The following is a 21011-nucleotide window of genomic DNA, read 5'->3' as shown; positions in this document are numbered from 1 at the left end:
TGAAGGTGGTAAAGTCTGCCATTCGTAAGTATTCTACTTACCATTCGTGGGTGTTCTGTTTATCTTTTGTAGATATTATACTCACCTTCTGTGGGTATTCCGTTTACCTTTTGTAGACGTTAGGAACGTGATAAATCACGCCTCAACAATTTTCTGTTGCCACTTCTGATGCGCAATGAATGGCAATTGCACCAACAAAAGCTGTGTGCAAACTTTTACTTAACTACCTTTGCCATTACGATGCGAATATCGTTGATGGGGCGGTCGTTGTCGTCTGTGGCTGCCTGCTGTATCTTTTCAACGATTTCGAGACCTTCGAGCACTTCGCCAAATACGGTGTACGAACCGTCGAGGTGGGGTGTACCGCCAAGCGTTTTATAGGTTTCGCAGAGTTCGGGCGTCAGCTTTGCCTTGCCGTCGGTGTACTTGTCGATACGGCTTTGTGCCCATTCCAACTGCTGGTCGCTGAACTTCTGTCCCCAGACAATATAGAATTGAGTAGACGATGATGCACGTTCGGGATTCACGTTGTCGCCCTCGCGTGCAGCTGCCAATGCGCCACGCTTGTGGTAGAGCTTAGGAAAACAAATCTCGGCAGGTATGCTGTAAGCCTCAGGAGTATCGCCGAGCATCTGTCCAGCCTGTGCCGTTTTCGATGCCAAATCGCCTGCCTGCACCATAAAATTCTTGATAACGCGGTGGAACAACACACCGTTGTAATCTCCATTCTGCACGTGCTTCAGGAAATTGTCGCGGTGCAGGGGTGTCTCGTTGTAGAGTGCAATGCGGATAGTGCCACTGTCGGTAACGAGTTCCACCTCGCGGCGAGTGTCGGTCTGCGCCTGTGCCAATACAGTTACAAGGCAGAAGAGAAGGAGGGTGATAGTTTTTTTCATATCAATTGCTTTATTGGTTTATTTCAAACATTTGTCTAATTCTGCCTTAATGGCTGCTTTGTCCATATTCTGACCGATGAACACCAGCTTCTGCATACGGTCGCCGTAAGGTTCTTCCCAGTCTTTCTTCAAGCGTGGGTTGCGCTCAAGGAACTCACGAAGTTCAAATTCGGGCATAGTGGCGTACCACTGACCTGCATTGCGCAGCGTTACCTGCTTGCCAGCCTGTTCGAAAACATAGCAAACATCTTTCTCGTTGTCGAAGTAGCAAAGCCCTTTGCAGCGGATAATGCTCTTCGGCCACTTGCGTGCAACGAAGTCGTCGAAGAAGTTCAGGTCGAATGGGCGGCGTGCATAGTACACGAACGTGTCGATGTTGTATTCCAATGCCTCGCCGTGCTCTTCGTTTTCAAGATGGTCGTGGTGGTGATGGTGATGATGGTGGTGGCTGTGTTTCTCGCCGTGATGCTCATCGTGGTGGTGTTCATCGTGTTCGTGGTGCTCGTCGTCGCCCTCGTTTTCTATGGCAGCAATCCACGAAGCAGACGTTGCAACCTTATCGAAATCGAAGTCCTTCGTGTCGAGAATGCGGTCGAAATCCACATCGCCGTAGTTGCATTCTATGATTTCCGCCTTCGGTTGCAGCGCGCGAACAATGTGGCGCACCTTCTGCAGTTCTTCAGGCGATACGTCGTCAGCCTTGTTCAGCAGCACGAAACTGCAAAATTCTATTTGCTGTATCAGTAGGTTTTCTATATCGTCTTCGTCCAATTCTTTCTTCATCAGGTCGTTTCCTGCCGAAAATTCGTCGCACATACGGCGTGCGTCTACCACCGTAACAATGCTGTCGAGCACCGCACGACCGTCTTTTGCAAGGTCGGGATAGATTTGCGGATAGGCGCAGATGGTTTGTGCGATAGGGGCAGGCTCGCAGATGCCGCTGGCTTCTATCACAATATAGTCGAAGCGGTGCATCTTCACGATGTCGCTAAGCTGCTGCACCAAGTCCATTTTCAACGTGCAGCAGATGCAACCGTTCTGCAATGCCACCAACGAATCGTCCTGTTGGTCTACCACGCCGCCTTTTTCTATCAGGTCGGCGTCAATGTTCACCTCGCCAATATCGTTTACGATAACAGCGAATTTTATACCTTTATTGTTGCTAAGAATTTTGTTTACGAGTGTTGTCTTTCCGCTTCCGAGGTATCCTGTGAGCAGCAAGACGGGTGTTTCCTTTTTATCCATATATTATATAATGTATGATTTATATTGATGTCTTCGATTGACAAAGGTACAATAATTGTGCCATAATCGTGCTTTGCAAGCCATTTTTTTTCGATGAAATATGCTTGCGGAACGGTAGAAATTCTGTGAAAGCAACTTATTTTATGGGCGGAAAGTTGGCAAGAATAGTGTAAACATTTTTCGCAAGCGTAGCTCTTGTGTAACTTGCTTGTTATCAACGCATTGCGAAACCTGTTGTTTTGCAATGTAAAAGCGTAGGTTTTGCACGGTAAAAGCGGCTCTTTTGGACGGCAAAACAGCCGCTTTCGCAGTGCCAAATCGAAATTAGCGTTTTTCCTACGAATTATCTTTACAAAGTTAGGGCTGTTTTATTGTTTTACGATAAGGGTTTCTAGAGATTCTGGTTTTTCTAGAATTTTTAGATGACACCGCTTTTTCTTTAATGTAAGGGGCGTTATAAATCACGCCCAAACCTGCATTACGGATTATAGGAATATACAAAAACACGATGCACCAACATTGTGGTACATCGTGTGGGAAGATATAGTTTTATCGCTATTTAGGATAAAACGATGAAATGAAAAAGAGTTTTAATATGCGTGGTCGTCTTCTTCTATTTCCTGACGGTCAATCTTCTTGCTGTCGATACTGCGCCAAGCATAGAAGATATAGGCGAGAACGAACGGTGCAATCAGACTTGCATAGAACATTGCGGTGAGGGTAAACTCGCTCGAACAGCTGTTCTTGATGGTCAGAGAGCTTTGCAAGTCGGCAGTAGAAGGGTAGTATGCCGTGTTGTTGTAGCCTGCAATGAGGAACAACACGATAACAACCAGCACTACGCCGATACCTGTTGGCCAAATGCCCTTGATGTAATCCTTCTGCATAAGGGTGCGAACGATGCCGAAAAGCACCAACAGCACACCTGCCAAGAGAACGAGTGCCAAGTACCACATATCGAGAAGATTGTTCAGATACTTCATTGGTTCCATCACGATGGTGCCTTCGGCGTTTACTGCATAACCTTCGCCGATGAGGGTTTTCACCAAGAAAGCGAGGAAGAAAACGAGGAACAACGCCGTGTTCACCAACAATTGCGGGCGAACGCGCGAGCGAATGGCATCGTCAGACACATTATTATTAATGTAGAGTATGCCCAGCACACGAGCGAGGAACACAACCGCAATACCGAAAATAACCACCCAAGGGTTCAGCAACACGTCAAGACCACGAGAAGCATTCGCCCAATGCGAGATGACAGGCTGCATTTCGTTCACGATATTCGCCTTTTCTACAATGAAGTTAGAGCCTGTAAAGAAGGTTGCCACTGCACCGCCAAGGAGCAACGGCCCCATAATACCATTGATAATCAAACAGGTCTGGAAGGTTTTTACGCCGAGTAGATTGCCTGCCTTGTTCTGAAATTCATAGCTTACAGCCTGAATGATAAACGAGAAAAGAATGATGACCCACACCCAATAAGCCGAGCCGAAGCTGGTGCTGTAAAAGAGTGGGAACGATGCGAAGAATGCACCGCCGAACGTAACGAGCGTGGTGAAGGTAAATTCCCACTTGCGACCCGTAGAGTTTACCACCATACGGCGTTCTACATCGGTCTTACCCAACTGGAATATCATAGAGTTGGCACCCTGCACAAACATTAGGAAGACGAGCAACGCGCCTAAAAGTGCAATGAGAAACCACCAGTAGTGTTGCAAAAAATCGTATGTCATAGTTCTGGTCCTTTCTTTATTTGTTTACACATAATGCTAATTTCTACCAACAACATAGCAGTGAAGAGGAACAGGAAGAGGAAGAACGTAAGAGCTACGCTTCCACTGTTGAGGTCGCTCACCGCTGCCCATGTTGGCAACATATCCTGAATTGTCCAAGGCTGACGGCCGAATTCGGCTACCAACCAGCCACATTCGCTCGCAATGTAAGCCAACGGAATGAGGGCAACACCTACCAATTGCAAGAGGCGAGGACGTGTAATGTCCTTGCGATAAACCACAAACAGGATAATGGCAAATACAAGAATGAACAGTGAACCCAAGCCCACCATTATGCGGAATGCCCAGAAGTTGATGCCGATAGGAGGCACGGTTTCGTCGGCATTCTTAATGTAGCCATAGCCGAAGTACTTCATATTGTCCTTCAAAGTCTTTATATTGGCTTCCGTTTTCTGTCCGCTGCGATAGTCCTTGAGGGCTGCAATGGCTTGCTTGCCGCGTGCCATCTTCTCTTTGAGCGATGGTTCAACAGTGCCGTCGTTCTTTGTATAGCCGTTTATAATGTTGCGTATACCCGGCACATAACCGTTGAAATCGCGTGTGGCAAGGAACGAAAGCACGTTAGGCACAGCTATCTTCATTGGTGGTTCGGTTTCGTTCATGTAGTCGGGCTGCGAGAACGGATTTACAAGGGCTACTGCTGTGAGTGCCTCGCCCTTACCTCCTTCGTACAAAGCCTCCATGGCTGCCAGCTTCATAGGCTGATGCTTTGCTACAAGATAGGCTGATTCGTCGCCAACCATCGCTGTAAGCAACGATGAAACAAGACCTACGGTTGCACCAATCTTCAAGCTCTTGCGTGCAAACTCTACATGACGCTTCTTCAGCAAGTACCAACAGCTGACGCCAACGCAGAAAGCAGCACCCAAAACCCAAGCCGAAGTAATGGTGTGGGTAAACTTGTTCACTGCCATTGGGCTTAAAGCCACTTCCCAGAACGATGTCATTTCGTTGCGCATCGTGTCGGGATTGAACTCGCAACCGACAGGATTCTGCATCCACGCATTGGCAACGAGAATCCACCAAGCTGATATTGTGGCACCAATACCAGTGAGCCAAGTAGACGCAAGGTGGAATCCGCGCGATACTTTCTTCCAACCGAAGAACATAACCGCTACGAAAGTAGACTCCATAAAGAAAGCCAACATACCCTCAATGGCAAGTGGCGCACCGAAAATGTCGCCCACGAACCAAGAGTAGTTGCTCCAGTTGGTTCCGAATTCGAACTCCAAGATGATGCCAGTGGCAACACCCATCGCAAAATTAATACCGAAAAGACGCTGCCAGAATTGGGCTGTCTTTTTCCAAAACTCTTCTCCCGTACGATAATAGTACGTCTCCATAATTGCCATAATGAGTGCCAAGCCAAGCGTGAGTGGCACGAACAGCCAGTGATAAATGGCTGTAAGCGCAAACTGGGCACGCGACCAGTTCACTACATCTGGGTCGATGGTTAATAATAGATTTCCCATTGTTGAATAATATAACTGTTAGAATTTATTTTGTTCGCTTTTTATTCACGGCTTTTTGCTGTCAGAGTGTTTCGTAAACTACTCGTTGTTCGCAGCTTTTTACCGTCAGTAATGTTTTGTAAACTATTGGTAGCTTGCAGATTTTCGCCGTCAAAAGACTTTGTAAGTCCCACAATAACGGGATTAATTCCGTTTCAGCATTTCCGTTTCTACGAATTTGGCTTCGTTTCCCTTCTTCGCATTCTCCTTTATGAAGTTAGGAAAAAAGAACAATTTAAGAATAAAAAACATAATAAAGAGCTTGACCAAAATCACTAACCACAGTGTCTTGCCCAGCGTCATGCTCCTGAAACCATCATAATAAAGGTCGAACACCTTATATAAAAAGCCCTTCTTGTTCATTTAATGAAATTGTTCTAAGTTTTGTATTAAGTACAATTGCGTATGCAAAAGTAAGAAAAAAAATTAAAACTTGTTCCTTTTTTCTCTAAAATTCTGCCCTTTAACGAAAATAAAGAAAATATAGAACAATTTTCTTTGATTTACATTTAAAATACTTTACTTTTGTATTCTGTTTATAACAAAGTTTATATGATGAGACTAACGTTGCTTTTCAGTATATTATTTACAGCTGTTCCATCGGCTTTTTCGCAAGAAACGCTATCGCTGCAACGCTGCCGCGAAATGGCTTTGGCGAACAACAAACAGCTTGCAATATCGCGTGTTACAGCCGATATAGCTGAAAACACACACAAAGCAGCCAAGACCAAATATCTGCCGCGCGTTACAGGTATGGCAGGATACGAACATCTGTCGCGCGAAGTGTCCTTGCTGAACGATAAACAGAAAAAAACTTTATCGTCGTTGGGGTTGGCTACAGTGGATAAACTAAACGGACAGATAGGTCAAAGCATCAGTCAGTTGGTGCAGCAGGGCATTATTTCAGCCGAAGCAGCACAACGTTTGGGCGATGTCTTGGGCAACATAACCGCTCCATTGTCGCAGGCAGGCAACAACATTGGCGAGACTATACGTCAGGGATTGCGCACAAATACAAAGAATATGTACGCTGCAGGCATTATGGTTACGCAACCTATATATATGGGAGGTGGCATAAAAGCTATGAACGACATAGCTGCCATTGGCGAAGAGTTTGCCCAAAACGACATTGAACTGAAACGACAGACGGTTCTTTTCGCAGTAGACAACGCCTATTGGCTCATTGTTTCGCTCCGAAAGAAGGAACAACTTGCCACGCAATATCGCAATTTGATAAGCAAACTGCACGATAACGTGAACAAAATGTACGATGCTGGCGTAGCGACAAAGGCAGACGGACTAAAGGTTTCGGTAGCTGTGAACACGGCAAACCTTACCATTACGGAAATAGAAAACGGTATTTCGCTTGCAAAAATGGCACTCTGCCAACTCTGCGGATTGCCTCTTGACGGTGAATTGAAGCTCGAAGACGAGAATACCGATGAACTTTCAGCCTTCACGCCCACCAATTATAACGATGCAGATACGGCTTTCAACGCTCGCCCCGAAGTGAGAATACTGCAGAATACGGTCGATATAACCAAGCAGAACACAAAGCTCATTCAGTCGTTCTATCGTCCGCATCTTGCCCTGACAGCAGGTTACACGATTACAAACCCCAATTCCTTCAATGGTTTCGAGCAGAAATTCAAAGACGTTTGGAGCATTGGACTCGTTTTGCACGTACCTATTTGGAACTGGGGAGAAGGCAAATACAAGGTGCGGGCGGCTCGTTCGGTTACCCAAATGGCACAAATGGAACTGAGCGATGTGCGCCACAAGATACGTTTGGAGGTAGAACAGAACCGCTTCCGCTTGAAGAATGCGAACTCGCGCCTTGCTACGGCAAACAAGAATATGGCATCGGCAGAAGAAAACCTGCGTGTAGCCAACCTTGGATTTACCGAAGGAGTAATGACTGTTACCGATGTCATGCAGGCACAAACAGCTTGGCTGTCGGCAAAAACAGCCATTATAGATGCCGAAATAGCCGTACGCACCGCACAGGTAGGACTTAAAAAGGCACTCGGTGAACTGTAAAAACGACTGAAGACAGCATAAAATGCAGCAGCCAAACTTCGCTTCGTGCACTTCAAAGTATCGAAATAAAATCACAATTGAAACAAAACAAACAATATAAAAGGCTTTCATTATGTCAGCAAAATCGCAACATAACAATATTCTTTTAGCCATTCTCGGCTTTGCTACCGTAGTTGTATCGGTGGCAGTAATAGGCTATTTCACATTAGGAAAAGAAGAAGAGATTATACAAGGAGAAGTGGAAGTCAGCGAATACCGTGTGGCTTGCAAGCTGCCAGGGCGTGTCAGCGAAATCAGAGTAAAGGAAGGCGACTTCGTTCATAAGGGCGACGTGCTGGCAGTACTCGAAATTCCAGAGGTCAGCGCACAAGAAAAGGTTGCCGCCGCAGCAGCAGGTGCAACCGAAGCATTAAGCGATTTATCCGAAGCACCTAACCGACAGGAAATTATAACGGCAACTTACAAGGTTTATCAACAAGCCATTACAGCCAACGACATAGCCGAAAAGACCTACGGACGCCTGCTCCGACTATACAACGAGGGCGTTATTTCTGCACAAAAGCGGGACGAAGCCGAAGCTGCATTTCAAACTACGAAGTCGGCGGTAGATGTTGCACGTGCCCAATACGAACTTGCGACGAGCGGAAAGCGCGAAGAAACGAAGCGAGCAGCGAAGAAACAAGCACAGGCGGCACGCTCTGCAGTAGACGTGGTGAAGTCTATTTTGAAGGAAACGGTGCAGCGGGCAACTGCCGACGGCGAGGTTTCTACTATCTATCCGAAGGTGGGCGAACTTGTAGGATTGGGCAGTCCCATTATGAGCATATCAATGGTGAACGACGTTTGGACCACTTTCAATATTCGTGAAGACCAGCTGAACGGTATGAAAGTGGGTACAAAGCTGAAAGGTTTCTTGCCTGCGTTCAACAAAGACATCGACTTGCAAGTAACATCTATCAAAGACCAAGGCACGTATGCCGTATGGAAAGCCACTAAAGCCAACGGTCAGTACGACCTGAAGACCTTCCAAGTAAAGGCAAAACCCATTGGCAAGTTTGATGGATTGCGCCCCGGTATGTCGGTGATACTGAAGAAATAAAGCCAAGAAGAATAGAAAAAGTAAACCCAAAACGACCCCAACCGTGTTCCGACGCATCATAAGAATAGCTGCACGAGAGGTAGGACAGATGATACATACGCCTATCTACTTGTTTTGTATGATAGTCTTTCCGATTATCATACTGCTCTTCTTCACGTCGCTTATGAACACCGGACAGCCCGAAGATATGCCTTGTGGAGTGGTGGACAACGACAATTCTACCGTTACCCGCACGCTTGTGCGCCGTTTAGATGCCTTTCAGAACACAAAGGTGGTGGCACATTACACGAATGTGAACGAAGCACGGCGCGCCATTCAGCAAGGAAAAATCTATGCGTTTCTGTACATTCCCGAAGGAACAACGGCAAAACTCATCAGCGGAAGACAGCCCAAAGTGTCGTTCTATTACAGTAATGTAACGCTCGTAGCAGGCTCCTTGCTCTTCAAAGACCTGAAAATCATCACCACACTTGGCTCTGCAGCCGTAGGTTCGGCTAAGCTTGAGATGTTCGGAAAGACCGAACGCGAAATAAAAGCAAAGCTCCAACCCATTGTTCTTGATGTGCATACGATAGGCAATCCGTGGCTGAGCTACAACATTTACCTGTCTACAATTATGGTGCCGGGTGTGCTGATGCTGTTTATGTTGCTCATTACGGCATACTCGATAGGCACGGAACTGAAGTTCGGACGCTCGAGAGAGTGGCTGCAAATGGCAGGAAAGAATATCTTCATCGCCATTTCTGGCAAGTTGTTGCCGCAGTTCCTTGTGTTCTTCACCATATTTTTGGGCTACGAATGGTACGTTTACGGCTACTTAGGTTTCCCACACCCCGGTGGAATCGCCAAGATGATGCTGCTTGCGCTGCTCACCGTGGCATCATCGCAAGGCTTCGGCGTGTTCGTTTTCGGACTAATGCCGTCGCTCCGTATGTCGATGAGTATTTGTTCGTTATGGGCTGTGGTGGGCTTTTCAGCTTGCGGTGCAACCTATCCGCTGTTTGCAATGGATTCGCCCATCGTGGCAATGGCACAGCTCGTACCGCTCCGACATTATTATATGGTGTACCAAATGAGCATCTTCAACGGCTATCCGCTCATAAATGCGTGGCCGCACGTGGTGGCACTCGTGGCATTTGCAGCCCTTCCATTGCTTACGGTGCGCAACATTCGCCGTGCTATGCTGGAGTATGTGTATATACCTTAAAGCAACTGTTGGGGCGTGGTTCGCTACGTTTCTCATACAAAATAAGAATAGAATAAGACATTATAAAGCTCTGCGCTGAGTTCATTTCCTTCCACAAGAAAGAAGATTCGAGAGTGATTTATGGGTAAGAAAACAGACGGCCGTCGTACAGACATAGGCAACAATTTGATAGTTTCTATCTGCTACATTTGGTGGATAGAGATGAAGAATACCATCAAGGACGAAGGTGTGCTTATCTTCTTCATTCTTGTGCCGTTGCTCTATCCGCTTCTCTACTCGTGGATTTACAACAACGAGGTGGTGCGCGATGTGCCCGTCGTGATAGTAGACCAGTCGCACACGGCTACCTCACGGCAGTTCATTCGTATGTTCGATGCCTCGCCCGACGTAAAGGCTGCCTACTATTGCAACAGTCTTTCAGAGGCGCAAGCCCTTGTAGCCCAACAAGAAGCCAACGGCATTATGCTCTTCCCAGAAGACTTTGAGCGCACGCTGAACCGTGGCGAGCAAGCCCACGTCAGCATTTATTGTGATATGAGTATTATGCTTGCCTACAAAGCCATTTATCTAACGGCAATCCATGTTTCGCTCGATATGGGCAAGGAACGGCAGAAAGAGGGAATAGGAACGGTTACCGTGCGCGACGAAGAGTTGAGAACGCAGCCTATGGAAATAGCCGAAGAACCCATCTTCAACGTTACGGGAGGATACGGAAACGCCATTCTGCCAGGTGTGCTGATACTTATCCTGCAACAAACACTGCTGCTCGGAATTGGTCTTTCGGCAGGTACGGCACGCGAAAACAACCGCTATCAAGACCTTGTACCCATCAGCAAGCACCATAACGGCATACTGAAAATAGTGTTAGGCAAATCGCTTTGCTACTTCATGATATACTGTGTGGTAACGGCTTACATTACTTTGGCAGTGCCACGCTTCTTCAACTTCACAATGCTGGCGCACCCCATAGACCTTATCCGCCTGCTTGTGCCTTATCTTTTATCGGTTATTTTCTTCGGTATGACGATTTCGTGTGTCGTCCGTTATCGCGAAAACGTAATGTTGCTTGTCGTGTTCACCTCCATTCCCTTCCTTTTCCTGACGGGAGTAAGTTGGCCGCAGAGCAACATTCCAGGTGCTTGGGAGGGGCTGTCGTGGCTCATTCCGTCTACCTTCGGCGTGCGTGGATTCCTCCGTCTGTCGTCTATGGGGGGCACCTTTGCCGACATACGCACTGAAGTGTTTGCCCTTTGGGTGCAAACCGCCATATATTTTTCCATTACCTGCCTTGTTTATCGCTATCAAATTATCAGTGCCCGCAAGCACGCTATTGCACATATAAAGAGCATAAAAGATAAAATTGAGCAGGCACGGGCAGCAAAGAAATCACAGATTTCTGAGGATAAGACAACACAAAATTAATCCGATTATTTTCTTCTTGCAATTCGGTGCAAGAACCCAAAACTCACCCTTACTTTGTCAAGATTATTCCGTTAAAAAGTGATAACTGCGTTTTGACATTGCGAAAGCGGCTGTTTTGCATCGCAAAACAGCCGCTTTTACCGTGCAAAACCTACGCTTTTGGAACGCAAAACAACAGGTTTTGCAATACGTTGATAATTAGATGATTACACGATAGATATGCTTGTGAAAAATATTTACACCTCTATTGTCTCGTTTCTGCATAATGCTGGCGATTTCTTGGTGGGTGGGAAAGAAAAGAGTAGGGGATATAAAACGAAAGAAAGTCGCTCGTATTGGGCGACTTTCTTTCATTTAGTTGCGGGTGCAGGACTCGAACATGCGACCTCCAGGTTATGAGCCTGGCGAGCTACCAACTGCTCCAACCCGCGATATTAACCAGTTGCAATTTATTAAATAAGTTATAATTGACTTGTTCCTGAATTGCGAGTGCAAAGGTACACATTTCTTTTTAAACGTGCAAAACTTTAGGGAAAGAATGATGAAAATAGGGTTTATTTTAACATTCGTAAACATTTTCAGCAATAAAAAAGTTGATAAGTGGTGGCATTTAATTTTGTAGAGTAAATAATTTCCATTACCTTTGTCTGTGGTTTCGTTTACTGTCGATAGGGCAGAAACGGCAGATGAAGAACAAACAATTAATATAAGGTGTAATGTAAGAACGACACCTCAACTTAGACAAGATAATACATGGAAAAGAAAATTGTAATGGTTACGGGCGCAACGAGCGGCATTGGCGAGGCTTGCGCTAAGAAGTTTGCACAAGGTGGATATAACGTCATCATCACGGGGCGTCGGAAAGAAAAGCTCGATGCACTGAAAAAGGAACTCGAAGGTATGGGTGCCGAGGTGCTGGCAATGCAGTTCGACGTGCGCGAACGCGAAGCTGCCAAGAAGGCAGTGGAGTTTTTAAAGGACAAGTGGGCAAAAATTGATGTGCTGATAAACAATGCAGGACTTGCATTGGGCTTGGACAAAGAGTATGAAGGCGACTTCGACGATTGGGACACGATGATAGACACCAACATCAAGGGACTGCTGAATATGACTCGTTTTGTAGTGCCTGCTATGGTGGAGCGCAACGAAGGACACATTATTAATATAGGTTCAGTGGCTGGCGATGCTGCCTATGCGAACGGAAATGTGTATTGTGCCACGAAGGCAGCGGTGAAAACCATTACCGACGGCTTGCGCATTGACGTGGCAGAGAGCAATGTGCGTGTTACGAATCTGAAGCCAGGACTGGTGCAAACCAACTTCTCGAATGTTCGTTTCCACGGCGACGATGCTCGTGCCGATAATGTTTACAAGGGTGTGAAGCCACTGACAGGCGACGATATTGCCGACGTTGCTTTCTATGCAGCGAGTGCGCCAGCCCACGTTCAGATAGCCGAAGTGCTTGTTTTGGCTACTCATCAGGCTAACGGCTCGGTTATTGTGAGAAAGTAAATACGAGTATCAAGAGAGGAAAAACAAGGATATTGTAAGACAGAAAAGAAGAAAATAGAAAGGCGAAGTATTGGATAGTCGTGGTTGCGACGGTTCGATACTTCGTTTTTTCGTATTTAAGTACGTGATTGTTTTAGCTTTGCTTTCAGCCGTTTGTAGCCTTCTACGCCCAAGATAGTGAGTCCGCTGTATTGGAAAGCCTTTGCCAATCCGAAGAAAACAGCCCACAATATGCCTTTCGTAGCGGCAGAAAGGGGGAGGGCAAATTGCGCAAACGAGATGATGTAGAACGGAATGCACATAGCCAAAACCGTTACGCCTGTGCGAAACGAGAGGCGTTTAAGCCACGCTATGATGCGTTTCAATGCAATAGGTTTTGTCATTTAATGGTTATTTTCGGAAGTTATCCCACACCTTTTCAGCAGGCAAGGGCGAAACTACGGAGATGTTTTCCTTGCTTACGGGGTGTATAAATTCTACCGTACGGCTCAGCAACGATATGCTGCCATCGGGGTTGGAGCGGCGTGCGCCGTATTTCAAGTCGCCTTTAATGGGGCAGCCGATGGCTGAAAGCTGACAGCGTATTTGGTGGTGGCGACCTGTGAGCAGGTTCACTTCGAGCAGTGTGTAGTGCTCGGTCTGCCCAACGGTCTTGTATTTCAGTATTGCTTTCTTTGCATTGGGTACTTCGTGGTCGTATGCGTAGCTCTTGTTTTGCTTTTCGTTGCGCACCAACCAGTTTGTCAGCGTGCCTTCGGGCTCTGCTGGTGGTGTCTGTACCATTGCCCAATAGGTCTTCTTCACCTCGCCTTTACGGAACATATCGTTCAGGCGGGAGAGTGCTTTCGAAGTCTTTGCGAAGACTACCAATCCCGATACGGGGCGGTCTAAACGATGCACCACACCAAGAAACACATTGCCTGGCTTGGCATATTTCTCCTTTATCCACGCTTTGATGGTTTCCGAAAGCGGTTTGTCGCCTGTTTTATCGCCTTGTACTATCTCGCCGCTTTCCTTGTAAACGACGATAATATGGTTGTCTTCGTAGAGAACTTGCATAGTTTTTAAAAGTCTATCACCCCTCACCGATGAAGGCAAGGGGGATAGAAGAGTCGAAAGGAGTTTTACATATTCATACCGCCATCAACCTGAATGACCTGTCCAGACACGTAGCTTGAAAGGTCAGAAGCAAGGTAGAGGGCTGTGTTTGCAACGTCTTCGGTAGTTCCACCACGGCGCAATGGAATCTTAGAAGCCCATTCTTTTCGAATGTCGTCAGAGAGTTGCTGTGTCATAGCGGTTTCAATGAAGCCCGGAGCAATAGCGTTGGCACGCAAACCCTTTGGTCCCATTTCCTGTGCAACACTCTTTGCAAGGGCAATCATACCCGCCTTAGATGCTGCATAGTTAGCTTGACCAGCATTGCCGTGCACACCTACCACGCTTGCCATGTTGATAATGCTGCCTCCACGTTGGCGCAACATAACTGGAATACAAGCGTGAATGAAGTTGAACGCACTCTTTAGGTTCACAGCGATAACTGCGTCCCACTGTGCTTCGGTCATACGGAGCATCAAACCGTCCTTTGTGATACCTGCGTTGTTTACAAGTACGTCGATACTGCCGAACTCTTCCTTCACTTGCTTCACCACTTCTTCAGACTGAGCAAAGTCGGCTGCGTTGCTTGCATAGCCTTTACACTTTACGCCGAGTGCTGAAATTTCAGCTTCGGTAGCCTTTCCGTTCTCGTCGATAACGAGGTCGGTGAATGCGATGTTTGCACCTTCGCTTGCGAACTTAATGGCGATTGCCTTACCTATTCCACGTGCAGCACCTGTGATGAGGGCTGTCTTACCTGTTAATAATCCCATTTTCTGTTTGTGTTTATGTTGTTAATATCTATTTCTTGATATGTTTATAGCTCGTTCCTGATAAGATACGTACACCTTATTTATAATTATTGTCGTCGGTTTTGCCCTTTCCTATCTTGTTGCCCAACGCTCCGTACACCACTTTTGCAACGAGTGGGCGGCTGCTTTCTTCGGTCAGACCGTGTCCAAGGCGACCATAGATAAAGGGAACTTCGAGTCCTTTGATACAATAGTGGGTGATGTCGGCAACCAAATCTACGTTGTCGATGTCAAAATCGCCATCGGTTTTCGCCTCTGTATATACCTTTCTAAAGAGTTCTATTTCGTCTTCATCAAAGTTTTTGCGTACACGCTCCACCATCCAGATATTGCGGAAGAACTCAGCTCTGAGGTTTCCGTTTCTCATTACGGTTTCTTTTATCATACTCAGGTGGGTGTAGATGAGTTCGATAATCTTGTCGTGGGGCGGTATTCGCTTCGATGCCACCTCGTCCAACTTGTCCGACAAGCGTTCCAACTCGGCTTCTATAACAGCGTAATAAACGTCGTCCTTGCTTTTAAAGTAGGTGTATAGCGTGCGGCGCCCCTTCCCTGAGGCTTCCGCAATATCGTTCATTGTTGTGTTGGCAATGCCTTTCTTGGCAAAAATCTGCCTTGCCACGTCTACGAACATCTGTCTTGTCTTGGAAATAGACATTTTTTCTTCCCTCCTAATTTTCTTTTTAGTGTGATAAAAGACTCACGCTTTCTGCTATTGCACAATGTTATTATTATGTGCAAATGTAGAGAAAAAAAACTAATCTCACAAGTAATTCAACAAAAATACTTACTTTTTAGGATTCTGATAGTTTATAAATATTCTAGAATTGCTAGGGGCTCTAGGGTTTCTAGGAACTCTAGAAAAACTAGAAACTATGGAAAATAAGGCGCACCGCAAGCCCTGCTTCCACGCAACCTATCCTTTCCAATACTTTTATTTATGCTTTCTTACACTTCTATTTCCAAACCGTCGTAGGCAAAGAATACATTGTGGGGAAGGTTTTGCTGCGCTACTTCGTGCAGTCCTATTTCGTGTGTGAGGTGGGTTAGATAGGTACGTTTGGCGTTGATGGTACGGCTGAAGGCGATAGCATCGGCAATAAGCTGATGCGAATGGTGCTCGCGCTGCCAGCGTAAGGCATTCACGACGAGGGTTTCAACACCTTCGAGATAAGGCAGTTCGGCAGCGTTGATGGTCTTCATATCGGTGATGTAGGCGAAGTTTCCTATGCGATAGCCCAAGATAGGCAGGTTTCCGTGCATCACTTCGATGGGTACAACAGTGCAATCGCCTATCGGAAATGCCTTGTGAGGGGCGATTGCGTGCAGATTTAGCTTGGGTACGCCAGGGTAGAGTTGCTCTTTGAAACAGTAAGGAAAGTTGTGGCGCAGTCCTTCGCAGGTGTCCTCGTTGGCAAAAATGTCTATGTCGGCAAGCCAACTGAAGGGTCGCAAGTCGTCGAGTCCGCCTACATGGTCGTAGTGGATATGCGTTGCCAAGATGCCGTCAATCTTTTTATAGGGTAGGGGAAGCATCTGTTGGCGGAAGTCGGGACCGCAGTCGATGAGTATGCGTGTAGTTTCGGTTTCGAGTAAAGCCGATGTGCGCAGTCGTTTGTCTTTTGTATTGCTGCTTTTACACACCTTGCAGCTGCAACCAATGACGGGTACTCCGTTGGAAGTTCCTGTGCCTAAAAAACGTAGTTTCATCGTTTCTGTTTAGCGTATGTTCACTTCTGGGTTGATTTCGATGCCGAACTTCTGCATCACGTCGTGCTGAATGGTTTCGCAAAGGCGCACCACCTCGCTGCCTGTTGCGCCGCCACGATTCACCAATACCAATGCTTGCTTGTCGTGTACGGCAGCTCTGCCCATTGCTTTTCCTTTCCAACCGCATTGCTCAATCAGCCAACCTGCAGGTATTTTCTCGTGCTCGCTGTCGATGGTATAGTGGGGCATACCTTCGTATTGCTGTGCCAATTCGTTGTATTTCTGCGTCGGAACCACTGGATTCATAAAGAAACTGCCTGCATTGCCTAATACTTTTGGGTCGGGTAACTTCGCATTTCGTATTTCGGTAATAACTTCTCGGAGTTCCGTTGCCGTGGGAAAGTCGATTGCTTTTGCAGCCAAGGCAGCACGAATGTTGCCGTAGTCCAACTTGGGCGCATAGGTAGTAGACAATTTATAGGTAACGGCGGTGATGAGAAAGCGGTCGCGCCATGCGTGCTTGAACTTGCTTTGGCGGTAGCTATATTCACATTCGTCGTTCGTGAAGTGGCGTATGCGCCCTGTTTCTAACTCTACAGCCTCCACAGACACTATCAAATCTTTTACTTCCACGCCGTAAGCACCAATATTTTGCACAGCACTGGCACCCACTTCGCCCGGTATAATCGACAAGTTCTCGGCTCCGTACAGTCCGTTTGCTACGCAATAAGCCACCACATCGTCCCAAACGTAGCCCGAGCCACAGCGAACGTGGCATTCGTCGATTTGTTCGAGAAAGCGAATGCCCGAATGCAACACCGTTCCGTCGTAGTCGGCAGTCAGCAATAGGTTGCTGCCTCCACCGAGAATAAGCAGCGGACGGTCGGATTCGGTAAGCATCTGTGCCACCTGTTGCGCCTCTTCCACCGTATTATATTCTATGAATCGCTTGCATTTCGCATCAATTCCGAACGTGTTGTGCCTAAGCAGGCTGTAGTCTTTCTCGTCTGTCATTCTCTTTCCCTCGTGCTTCATTCTTCCTTTTACTGCAAAGTTACACCCTTGCTTAGTAGGCTACAACTCTCTCTAAACGCCAATCGTTGCCCCTTTGTCTGAACTCAAGTTGGGTTTCAACACCGTTAGAGAGTCCTCGGAATACAAGAATCTTCTTCTTGCTCTTATCGTATTTCTGTCCGTAAAGAATGTTGTAGATAATATTTCCAGGCACTTCTGGAAGGAATGTGCTCCATTCCGATGCAGGAATAGTGGTGTTCACCTTGCTCGTTTCTTCACCATTAGGGTCTGGACCGTAGTAAGACAGTGGTTCTTTTATGCTTCCGCGGCCGTCGTTAGCGAGGAATTTCTGCAGGAATTTCAAGAAAGAAGCATTGTGGTTTTGCGAAAAACCGATGTTCTTAATCTTGTTCATCTCCCAGCGACCGTCCTGATGGTCGAAGCAATATTGCTCAACAAGACCCTGTTTCAAGTTGATTTTTTCCACTATCACCGTGTCGAGCTTGGTCGATTTGGCTAAATCGGCTTGCTTTTCATTGTCGAAAATCAGCGTGTAATATCCTTGCGGACGGAAGAAACGCTCCATTTTCCACTGGTCGTGGGCTATCTGTTTCGTAACTTCTCCGTTGGTTTCCACTGGCAATGGGAACTTAATGCGATTGCGTTGCAGCTTCTTGTTGGCAATGAAGTTGAAGAAGAAATCGTCGAAAAGTTGGTCGGCATCCTTTGGCATCGGCGTTTCTGCAATGATTTCTGTTGCCGAATCCTCCGCTTCGGTTGTATCCGCAACGGTTGTCGAGTCGGTTTTGGTAGAATCAGCTGGCTCTACTTTCTTGTTGTTACAGCTTGTTGTGAAGCATACCATTGCGGCACACACCACTACAACGAATAAGATTGCTTTTCTCATATTCTAATAAATATAGTTCTCAAATTTTGATGCAAAAGTACTACTTTTATTTTATAATAACACAAATTTTATTTTATAATAATGTTGTAAACGCAATAATTTTCTTTGTCTGTACTTCCCTGTTCAAATTATATATTGTACCTTTGCACTAAAATTAGGAATTATGATTCTCGAAAAGATAGAAGAACTTTTAAAGGAAGTGAGTGCCGTATCGGCTAAAAACGCCGAAGAGGTTGAGCAGCTTCGATTGAAATATCTCAGTAAAAAGGGCGAAATAAACGCCTTGATGAGCGAGTTCCGCAACGTAGCCGCCGACCAGAAGAAAGTGGTGGGTATGAAAATAAACGAGCTGAAGCAGCTTGCACAAGGCAAGATTAACGATTTGCGCGAACAGTTGGAAACAAGCGAAGCGCAAAGCGGCGATATTGACCTTACCCGAACAGCTTATCCTATCGAGCTTGGTACACGCCACCCGCTGACATTGGTGAAGAAAGAAATCATCGACATTTTTGCACGAATGGGCTTTACCTTGTATCAGGGACCAGAAATCGACGACGACCAGCACGTGTTTACGATGCTGAACTTCGCCGCCGACCACCCTGCACGCGATATGCAAGACACTTTCTTCATTGAACGCTCAAGCACAATGGACGTTACGAAGAACGTTCTGCTGCGCAGCCACACTTCTAACGACGAGGCACACTATATGTCTACCCACGAGCCACCTATCCGTGTGCTCTGTCCTGGACGCGTTTACCGCAACGAAGCCATCAGCGCACGTGCCCACTGCTTCTTCCATCAGGTGGAAGGACTGTATGTAGACAAGAACGTCAGCTTCACCGACCTGAAGCAAGTGCTGCTTACTTTCGCCCGCGAAATGTTTGGTGCAGACACCAAAATCCGTTTGCGTCCAAGCTATTTCCCCTTCACCGAGCCAAGTGCCGAGATGGATATAAGCTGTAACATCTGCGGTGGCGAAGGTTGCAGCTTCTGCAAGCACACGGGCTGGGTAGAGATTTTGGGTTGCGGAATGGTAGACCCACACGACCTTGAAGCCTGCGGCATCGACTCATCGGTTTACACTGGCTACGCTTTCGGTATGGGTGTGGAGCGCATTACCAACCTTAAATATCGTGTCAGCGACCTCCGTCTGTTCTCAGAAAACGATGTTCGCTTCTTGAAAGAATTTGAAAGCGCACAGTAAGCGCATTACACATATTATATAATAATGTAGGGGGCAAGTTCCAAGAACTTGCCCCCTACATTATTGTTTCTATCTTTTCTAGAATTCCTAGAAATTCTATTGTAAATCTATAAAAACACCTTGCTTTTGTAAAAATAATTCTCTTAAAAATTGATAACTGCGCTTTGGCATTGCGAAAGCGGCTCTTTTGCAATGCAAAACAGCCGCTTTTACCGTGTAAAACCTACGCTTTTGGAACGCAAAACAATAGGTTTTGCAATGCCTTGATAATAAGATAGTTACACAATAGATACCCTTCTGAAAAATATTTACAACTCTATTGCAGCCTTCCTGCCTCGAAAGTATGAAGAAAGAGCGGTGATACGGTTTGTGAAATACGTCTATACTGCTCTTTTGTTCCTATTTTTCTTCTTCCTCGTACCACTTCTTAATGTACAGATAATGGTCGGCAAACAAACGCGATTGCCCTGCCACGGCAGCTTTTATGCGCTTGGCAGGAACGCCGCCCCATACCTCGTTAGGCGGAATAATCGTACCTTGAAGCACCACTGCGCCTGCTGCTATCACCGAGTTTTCGCCCACTTCGGCATTGTCGAGCACCGTGGCATTCATGCCAATGAGGGCATTTTTGCGAATGGTTGCACCATGAACCACGGCTGCATGCCCAATGCTTGCACCGTCTTCTATCACCACAGGCTTTCCTTCCGTCTGGTGAATACACGCCAAATCCTGCACGTTCACCTCGTTGCCCATCACAATGGCGTCTACGTCGGCACGTATCACCGCACCGAACCATACCGAACAGTCGTTGCCCATCGTTATATTACCTGCCAAAGTGGCATTTTCGGCGAAGTAACAACGCTCTCCCCACTGTGGACTTTTTCCTCTTGCTGATTTTATCAGAGCCATTTTTCTTATTTTAAAATTATTGTTTTCTTTCGTTGAAACCGTTGTTTCTGTCTGTTAAAATCTATTCAGTTCCTCCCAAATGCGCTGCACGGGCAGTCCCATTACGTTGAAATAGCTGCCTTCGAGTGCCGTTACACCGATGTAGCCAATCCACTCTTGAATGCCGTATGCGCCTGCCTTGTCTAATGGACGATAGGTTTCTATGTAGTAATCTATCTCTTCTTCCTTCAGATTTTTGAAGGTTACGTCGGTAGAAACCGAGAAACAATGTTGCTTTTCCGTCGTGGTAAGGCACACGCCCGTAACCACTTGGTGTTTCCGACCGCTTATCTTGTGCAGCATTTCCTTTGCTTCTGCATCGTCGTGGGGCTTTCCCAGAATTTCGTTGCCCACTATTACCACCGTGTCTGCGGTAATAATAAGTTCGTTTTCTGCAATCGTGTCCTTGTAGGCATTCGCCTTTTCGCGACTGATGTATGTAGCCACGTCGGCAGGCGCAGTGTCGGCAGGGTAGTCTTCCGCAATATCGGGCTGCACACGCACGTCGAATGCAATGTCAAGACCACGCAACAGCTCTTTCCTTCTTGGCGAATTGCTCGCCAATATAATATGATAATCCTTGAAACTCATAG

General features: G+C 46.5%; 20 protein-coding genes and 1 tRNA gene. 6 read left to right on the top strand and 15 right to left on the bottom strand.

Annotation, left to right across the window (positions count from 1 at the left end; genetic code table 11):
• Positions 1–215: 215 nt before the first annotated feature.
• The 5 genes from BWX39_RS10210 to BWX39_RS10190 all read right to left on the bottom strand — a co-directional run bounded on the left by BWX39_RS10210 (position 216) and on the right by BWX39_RS10190 (position 5808).
• Complete coding sequence (locus BWX39_RS10210) at positions 216–896, bottom strand: peptidylprolyl isomerase (RefSeq protein ID WP_028905224.1); 681 nt, start codon at positions 894–896, stop codon at positions 216–218.
• An 18-nt stretch (positions 897–914) separates the two neighbouring features.
• Positions 915–2141, bottom strand: coding sequence for a CobW family GTP-binding protein (locus BWX39_RS10205; protein ID WP_028905225.1), 1227 nt, complete (start codon positions 2139–2141; stop codon positions 915–917).
• 590 nt (positions 2142–2731) lie between these two features.
• Positions 2732–3874, bottom strand: a complete 1143-nt coding sequence (locus tag BWX39_RS10200) for a cytochrome d ubiquinol oxidase subunit II (protein WP_028905226.1) — start codon at positions 3872–3874, stop codon at positions 2732–2734.
• On the bottom strand, positions 3871–5406 hold the full coding sequence (locus BWX39_RS10195; RefSeq protein WP_028905227.1) for a cytochrome ubiquinol oxidase subunit I: 1536 nt from the start codon (positions 5404–5406) through the stop codon (positions 3871–3873). Before BWX39_RS10195 ends, BWX39_RS10200 begins: the two co-directional genes overlap by 4 nt.
• Positions 5407–5589: 183 nt before the next feature.
• Positions 5590–5808 carry a DUF4492 domain-containing protein gene (locus tag BWX39_RS10190; protein WP_014708557.1) on the bottom strand — a complete coding sequence of 73 codons (219 nt, stop codon included), beginning with the start codon at positions 5806–5808 and terminating at the stop codon, positions 5590–5592.
• A gap of 192 nt (positions 5809–6000) precedes the next feature.
• Between BWX39_RS10190 and BWX39_RS10185 the strand changes: the two genes are divergently transcribed.
• The 4 genes from BWX39_RS10185 to BWX39_RS10170 all read left to right on the top strand — a co-directional run bounded on the left by BWX39_RS10185 (position 6001) and on the right by BWX39_RS10170 (position 11213).
• Positions 6001–7485 (top strand): TolC family protein, encoded by a 1485-nt coding sequence (locus tag BWX39_RS10185; protein WP_370446771.1) that lies wholly within the window; start codon positions 6001–6003, stop codon positions 7483–7485.
• A 112-nt stretch (positions 7486–7597) separates the two neighbouring features.
• On the top strand, positions 7598–8584 hold the full coding sequence (locus tag BWX39_RS10180; protein WP_028905229.1) for an HlyD family secretion protein: 987 nt from the start codon (positions 7598–7600) through the stop codon (positions 8582–8584).
• Between the two features lie 43 nt (positions 8585–8627).
• A complete protein-coding gene (locus BWX39_RS10175) occupies positions 8628–9791 on the top strand; it encodes an ABC transporter permease (protein WP_028905230.1) in 1164 nt (387 codons plus the stop codon).
• 120 nt (positions 9792–9911) lie between these two features.
• Positions 9912–11213 carry an ABC transporter permease gene (locus BWX39_RS10170; RefSeq protein ID WP_028905231.1) on the top strand — a complete coding sequence of 434 codons (1302 nt, stop codon included), beginning with the start codon at positions 9912–9914 and terminating at the stop codon, positions 11211–11213.
• Positions 11214–11571: 358 nt separating this feature from the next.
• On the opposite strand, the gene BWX39_RS10165 is transcribed toward BWX39_RS10170, so the two are convergent.
• Positions 11572–11644: transfer RNA gene (locus BWX39_RS10165), tRNA-Met, on the bottom strand.
• Between the two features lie 322 nt (positions 11645–11966).
• Between BWX39_RS10165 and BWX39_RS10160 the strand changes: the two genes are divergently transcribed.
• Positions 11967–12725 carry an SDR family NAD(P)-dependent oxidoreductase gene (locus tag BWX39_RS10160; RefSeq protein ID WP_028905232.1) on the top strand — a complete coding sequence of 253 codons (759 nt, stop codon included), beginning with the start codon at positions 11967–11969 and terminating at the stop codon, positions 12723–12725.
• 116 nt (positions 12726–12841) lie between these two features.
• On the opposite strand, the gene BWX39_RS10155 is transcribed toward BWX39_RS10160, so the two are convergent.
• The 7 genes from BWX39_RS10155 to BWX39_RS10125 all read right to left on the bottom strand — a co-directional run bounded on the left by BWX39_RS10155 (position 12842) and on the right by BWX39_RS10125 (position 18266).
• Positions 12842–13108 (bottom strand): hypothetical protein, encoded by a 267-nt coding sequence (locus BWX39_RS10155; protein WP_028905233.1) that lies wholly within the window; start codon positions 13106–13108, stop codon positions 12842–12844.
• A gap of 7 nt (positions 13109–13115) precedes the next feature.
• Complete coding sequence (locus BWX39_RS10150) at positions 13116–13784, bottom strand: RluA family pseudouridine synthase (protein ID WP_028905234.1); 669 nt, start codon at positions 13782–13784, stop codon at positions 13116–13118.
• Positions 13785–13849: 65 nt separating this feature from the next.
• Entirely contained in the window at positions 13850–14596 is a 747-nt protein-coding gene (gene fabG, locus BWX39_RS10145; protein ID WP_014708549.1) for a 3-oxoacyl-[acyl-carrier-protein] reductase, read from the bottom strand.
• 76 nt (positions 14597–14672) lie between these two features.
• Positions 14673–15293: a TetR/AcrR family transcriptional regulator gene (locus BWX39_RS10140; protein ID WP_028905235.1), complete on the bottom strand. Its 621-nt coding sequence runs from the start codon at positions 15291–15293 to the stop codon at positions 14673–14675.
• A 290-nt stretch (positions 15294–15583) separates the two neighbouring features.
• A complete protein-coding gene (locus BWX39_RS10135; protein WP_028905236.1) occupies positions 15584–16345 on the bottom strand; it encodes an MBL fold metallo-hydrolase in 762 nt (253 codons plus the stop codon).
• Between the two features lie 9 nt (positions 16346–16354).
• Entirely contained in the window at positions 16355–17359 is a 1005-nt protein-coding gene (gene murB, locus BWX39_RS10130) for a UDP-N-acetylmuramate dehydrogenase (protein WP_028905237.1), read from the bottom strand.
• 52 nt (positions 17360–17411) lie between these two features.
• The gene (locus tag BWX39_RS10125) at positions 17412–18266 is read right to left on the bottom strand and encodes a DUF4348 domain-containing protein (protein ID WP_076123416.1); all 855 of its coding nucleotides are present in this window, start codon (positions 18264–18266) and stop codon (positions 17412–17414) included.
• A 163-nt stretch (positions 18267–18429) separates the two neighbouring features.
• Here BWX39_RS10125 and pheS point away from each other — a divergent pair, with 163 nt between their 5' ends.
• On the top strand, positions 18430–19470 hold the full coding sequence (gene pheS, locus BWX39_RS10120) for a phenylalanine--tRNA ligase subunit alpha (protein ID WP_028905238.1): 1041 nt from the start codon (positions 18430–18432) through the stop codon (positions 19468–19470).
• Between the two features lie 399 nt (positions 19471–19869).
• Here the strand turns inward: pheS and BWX39_RS10115 are convergent, their stop codons facing one another.
• Both BWX39_RS10115 and BWX39_RS10110 read right to left on the bottom strand, forming a co-directional pair.
• Positions 19870–20379, bottom strand: a complete 510-nt coding sequence (locus tag BWX39_RS10115) for a gamma carbonic anhydrase family protein (protein WP_014708543.1) — start codon at positions 20377–20379, stop codon at positions 19870–19872.
• 54 nt (positions 20380–20433) lie between these two features.
• Positions 20434–21009, bottom strand: coding sequence for a Maf-like protein (locus BWX39_RS10110; RefSeq protein WP_028905239.1), 576 nt, complete (start codon positions 21007–21009; stop codon positions 20434–20436).
• Between the last annotated feature and the right edge of the window lie 2 nt (positions 21010–21011).

The organism is Prevotella intermedia ATCC 25611 = DSM 20706 (assembly GCF_001953955.1).
Classification (GTDB): domain Bacteria; phylum Bacteroidota; class Bacteroidia; order Bacteroidales; family Bacteroidaceae; genus Prevotella; species Prevotella intermedia.
Note: the sequence above shows the minus strand (reverse complement) of the source record. Positions and strands in the feature narration are given on the sequence as shown.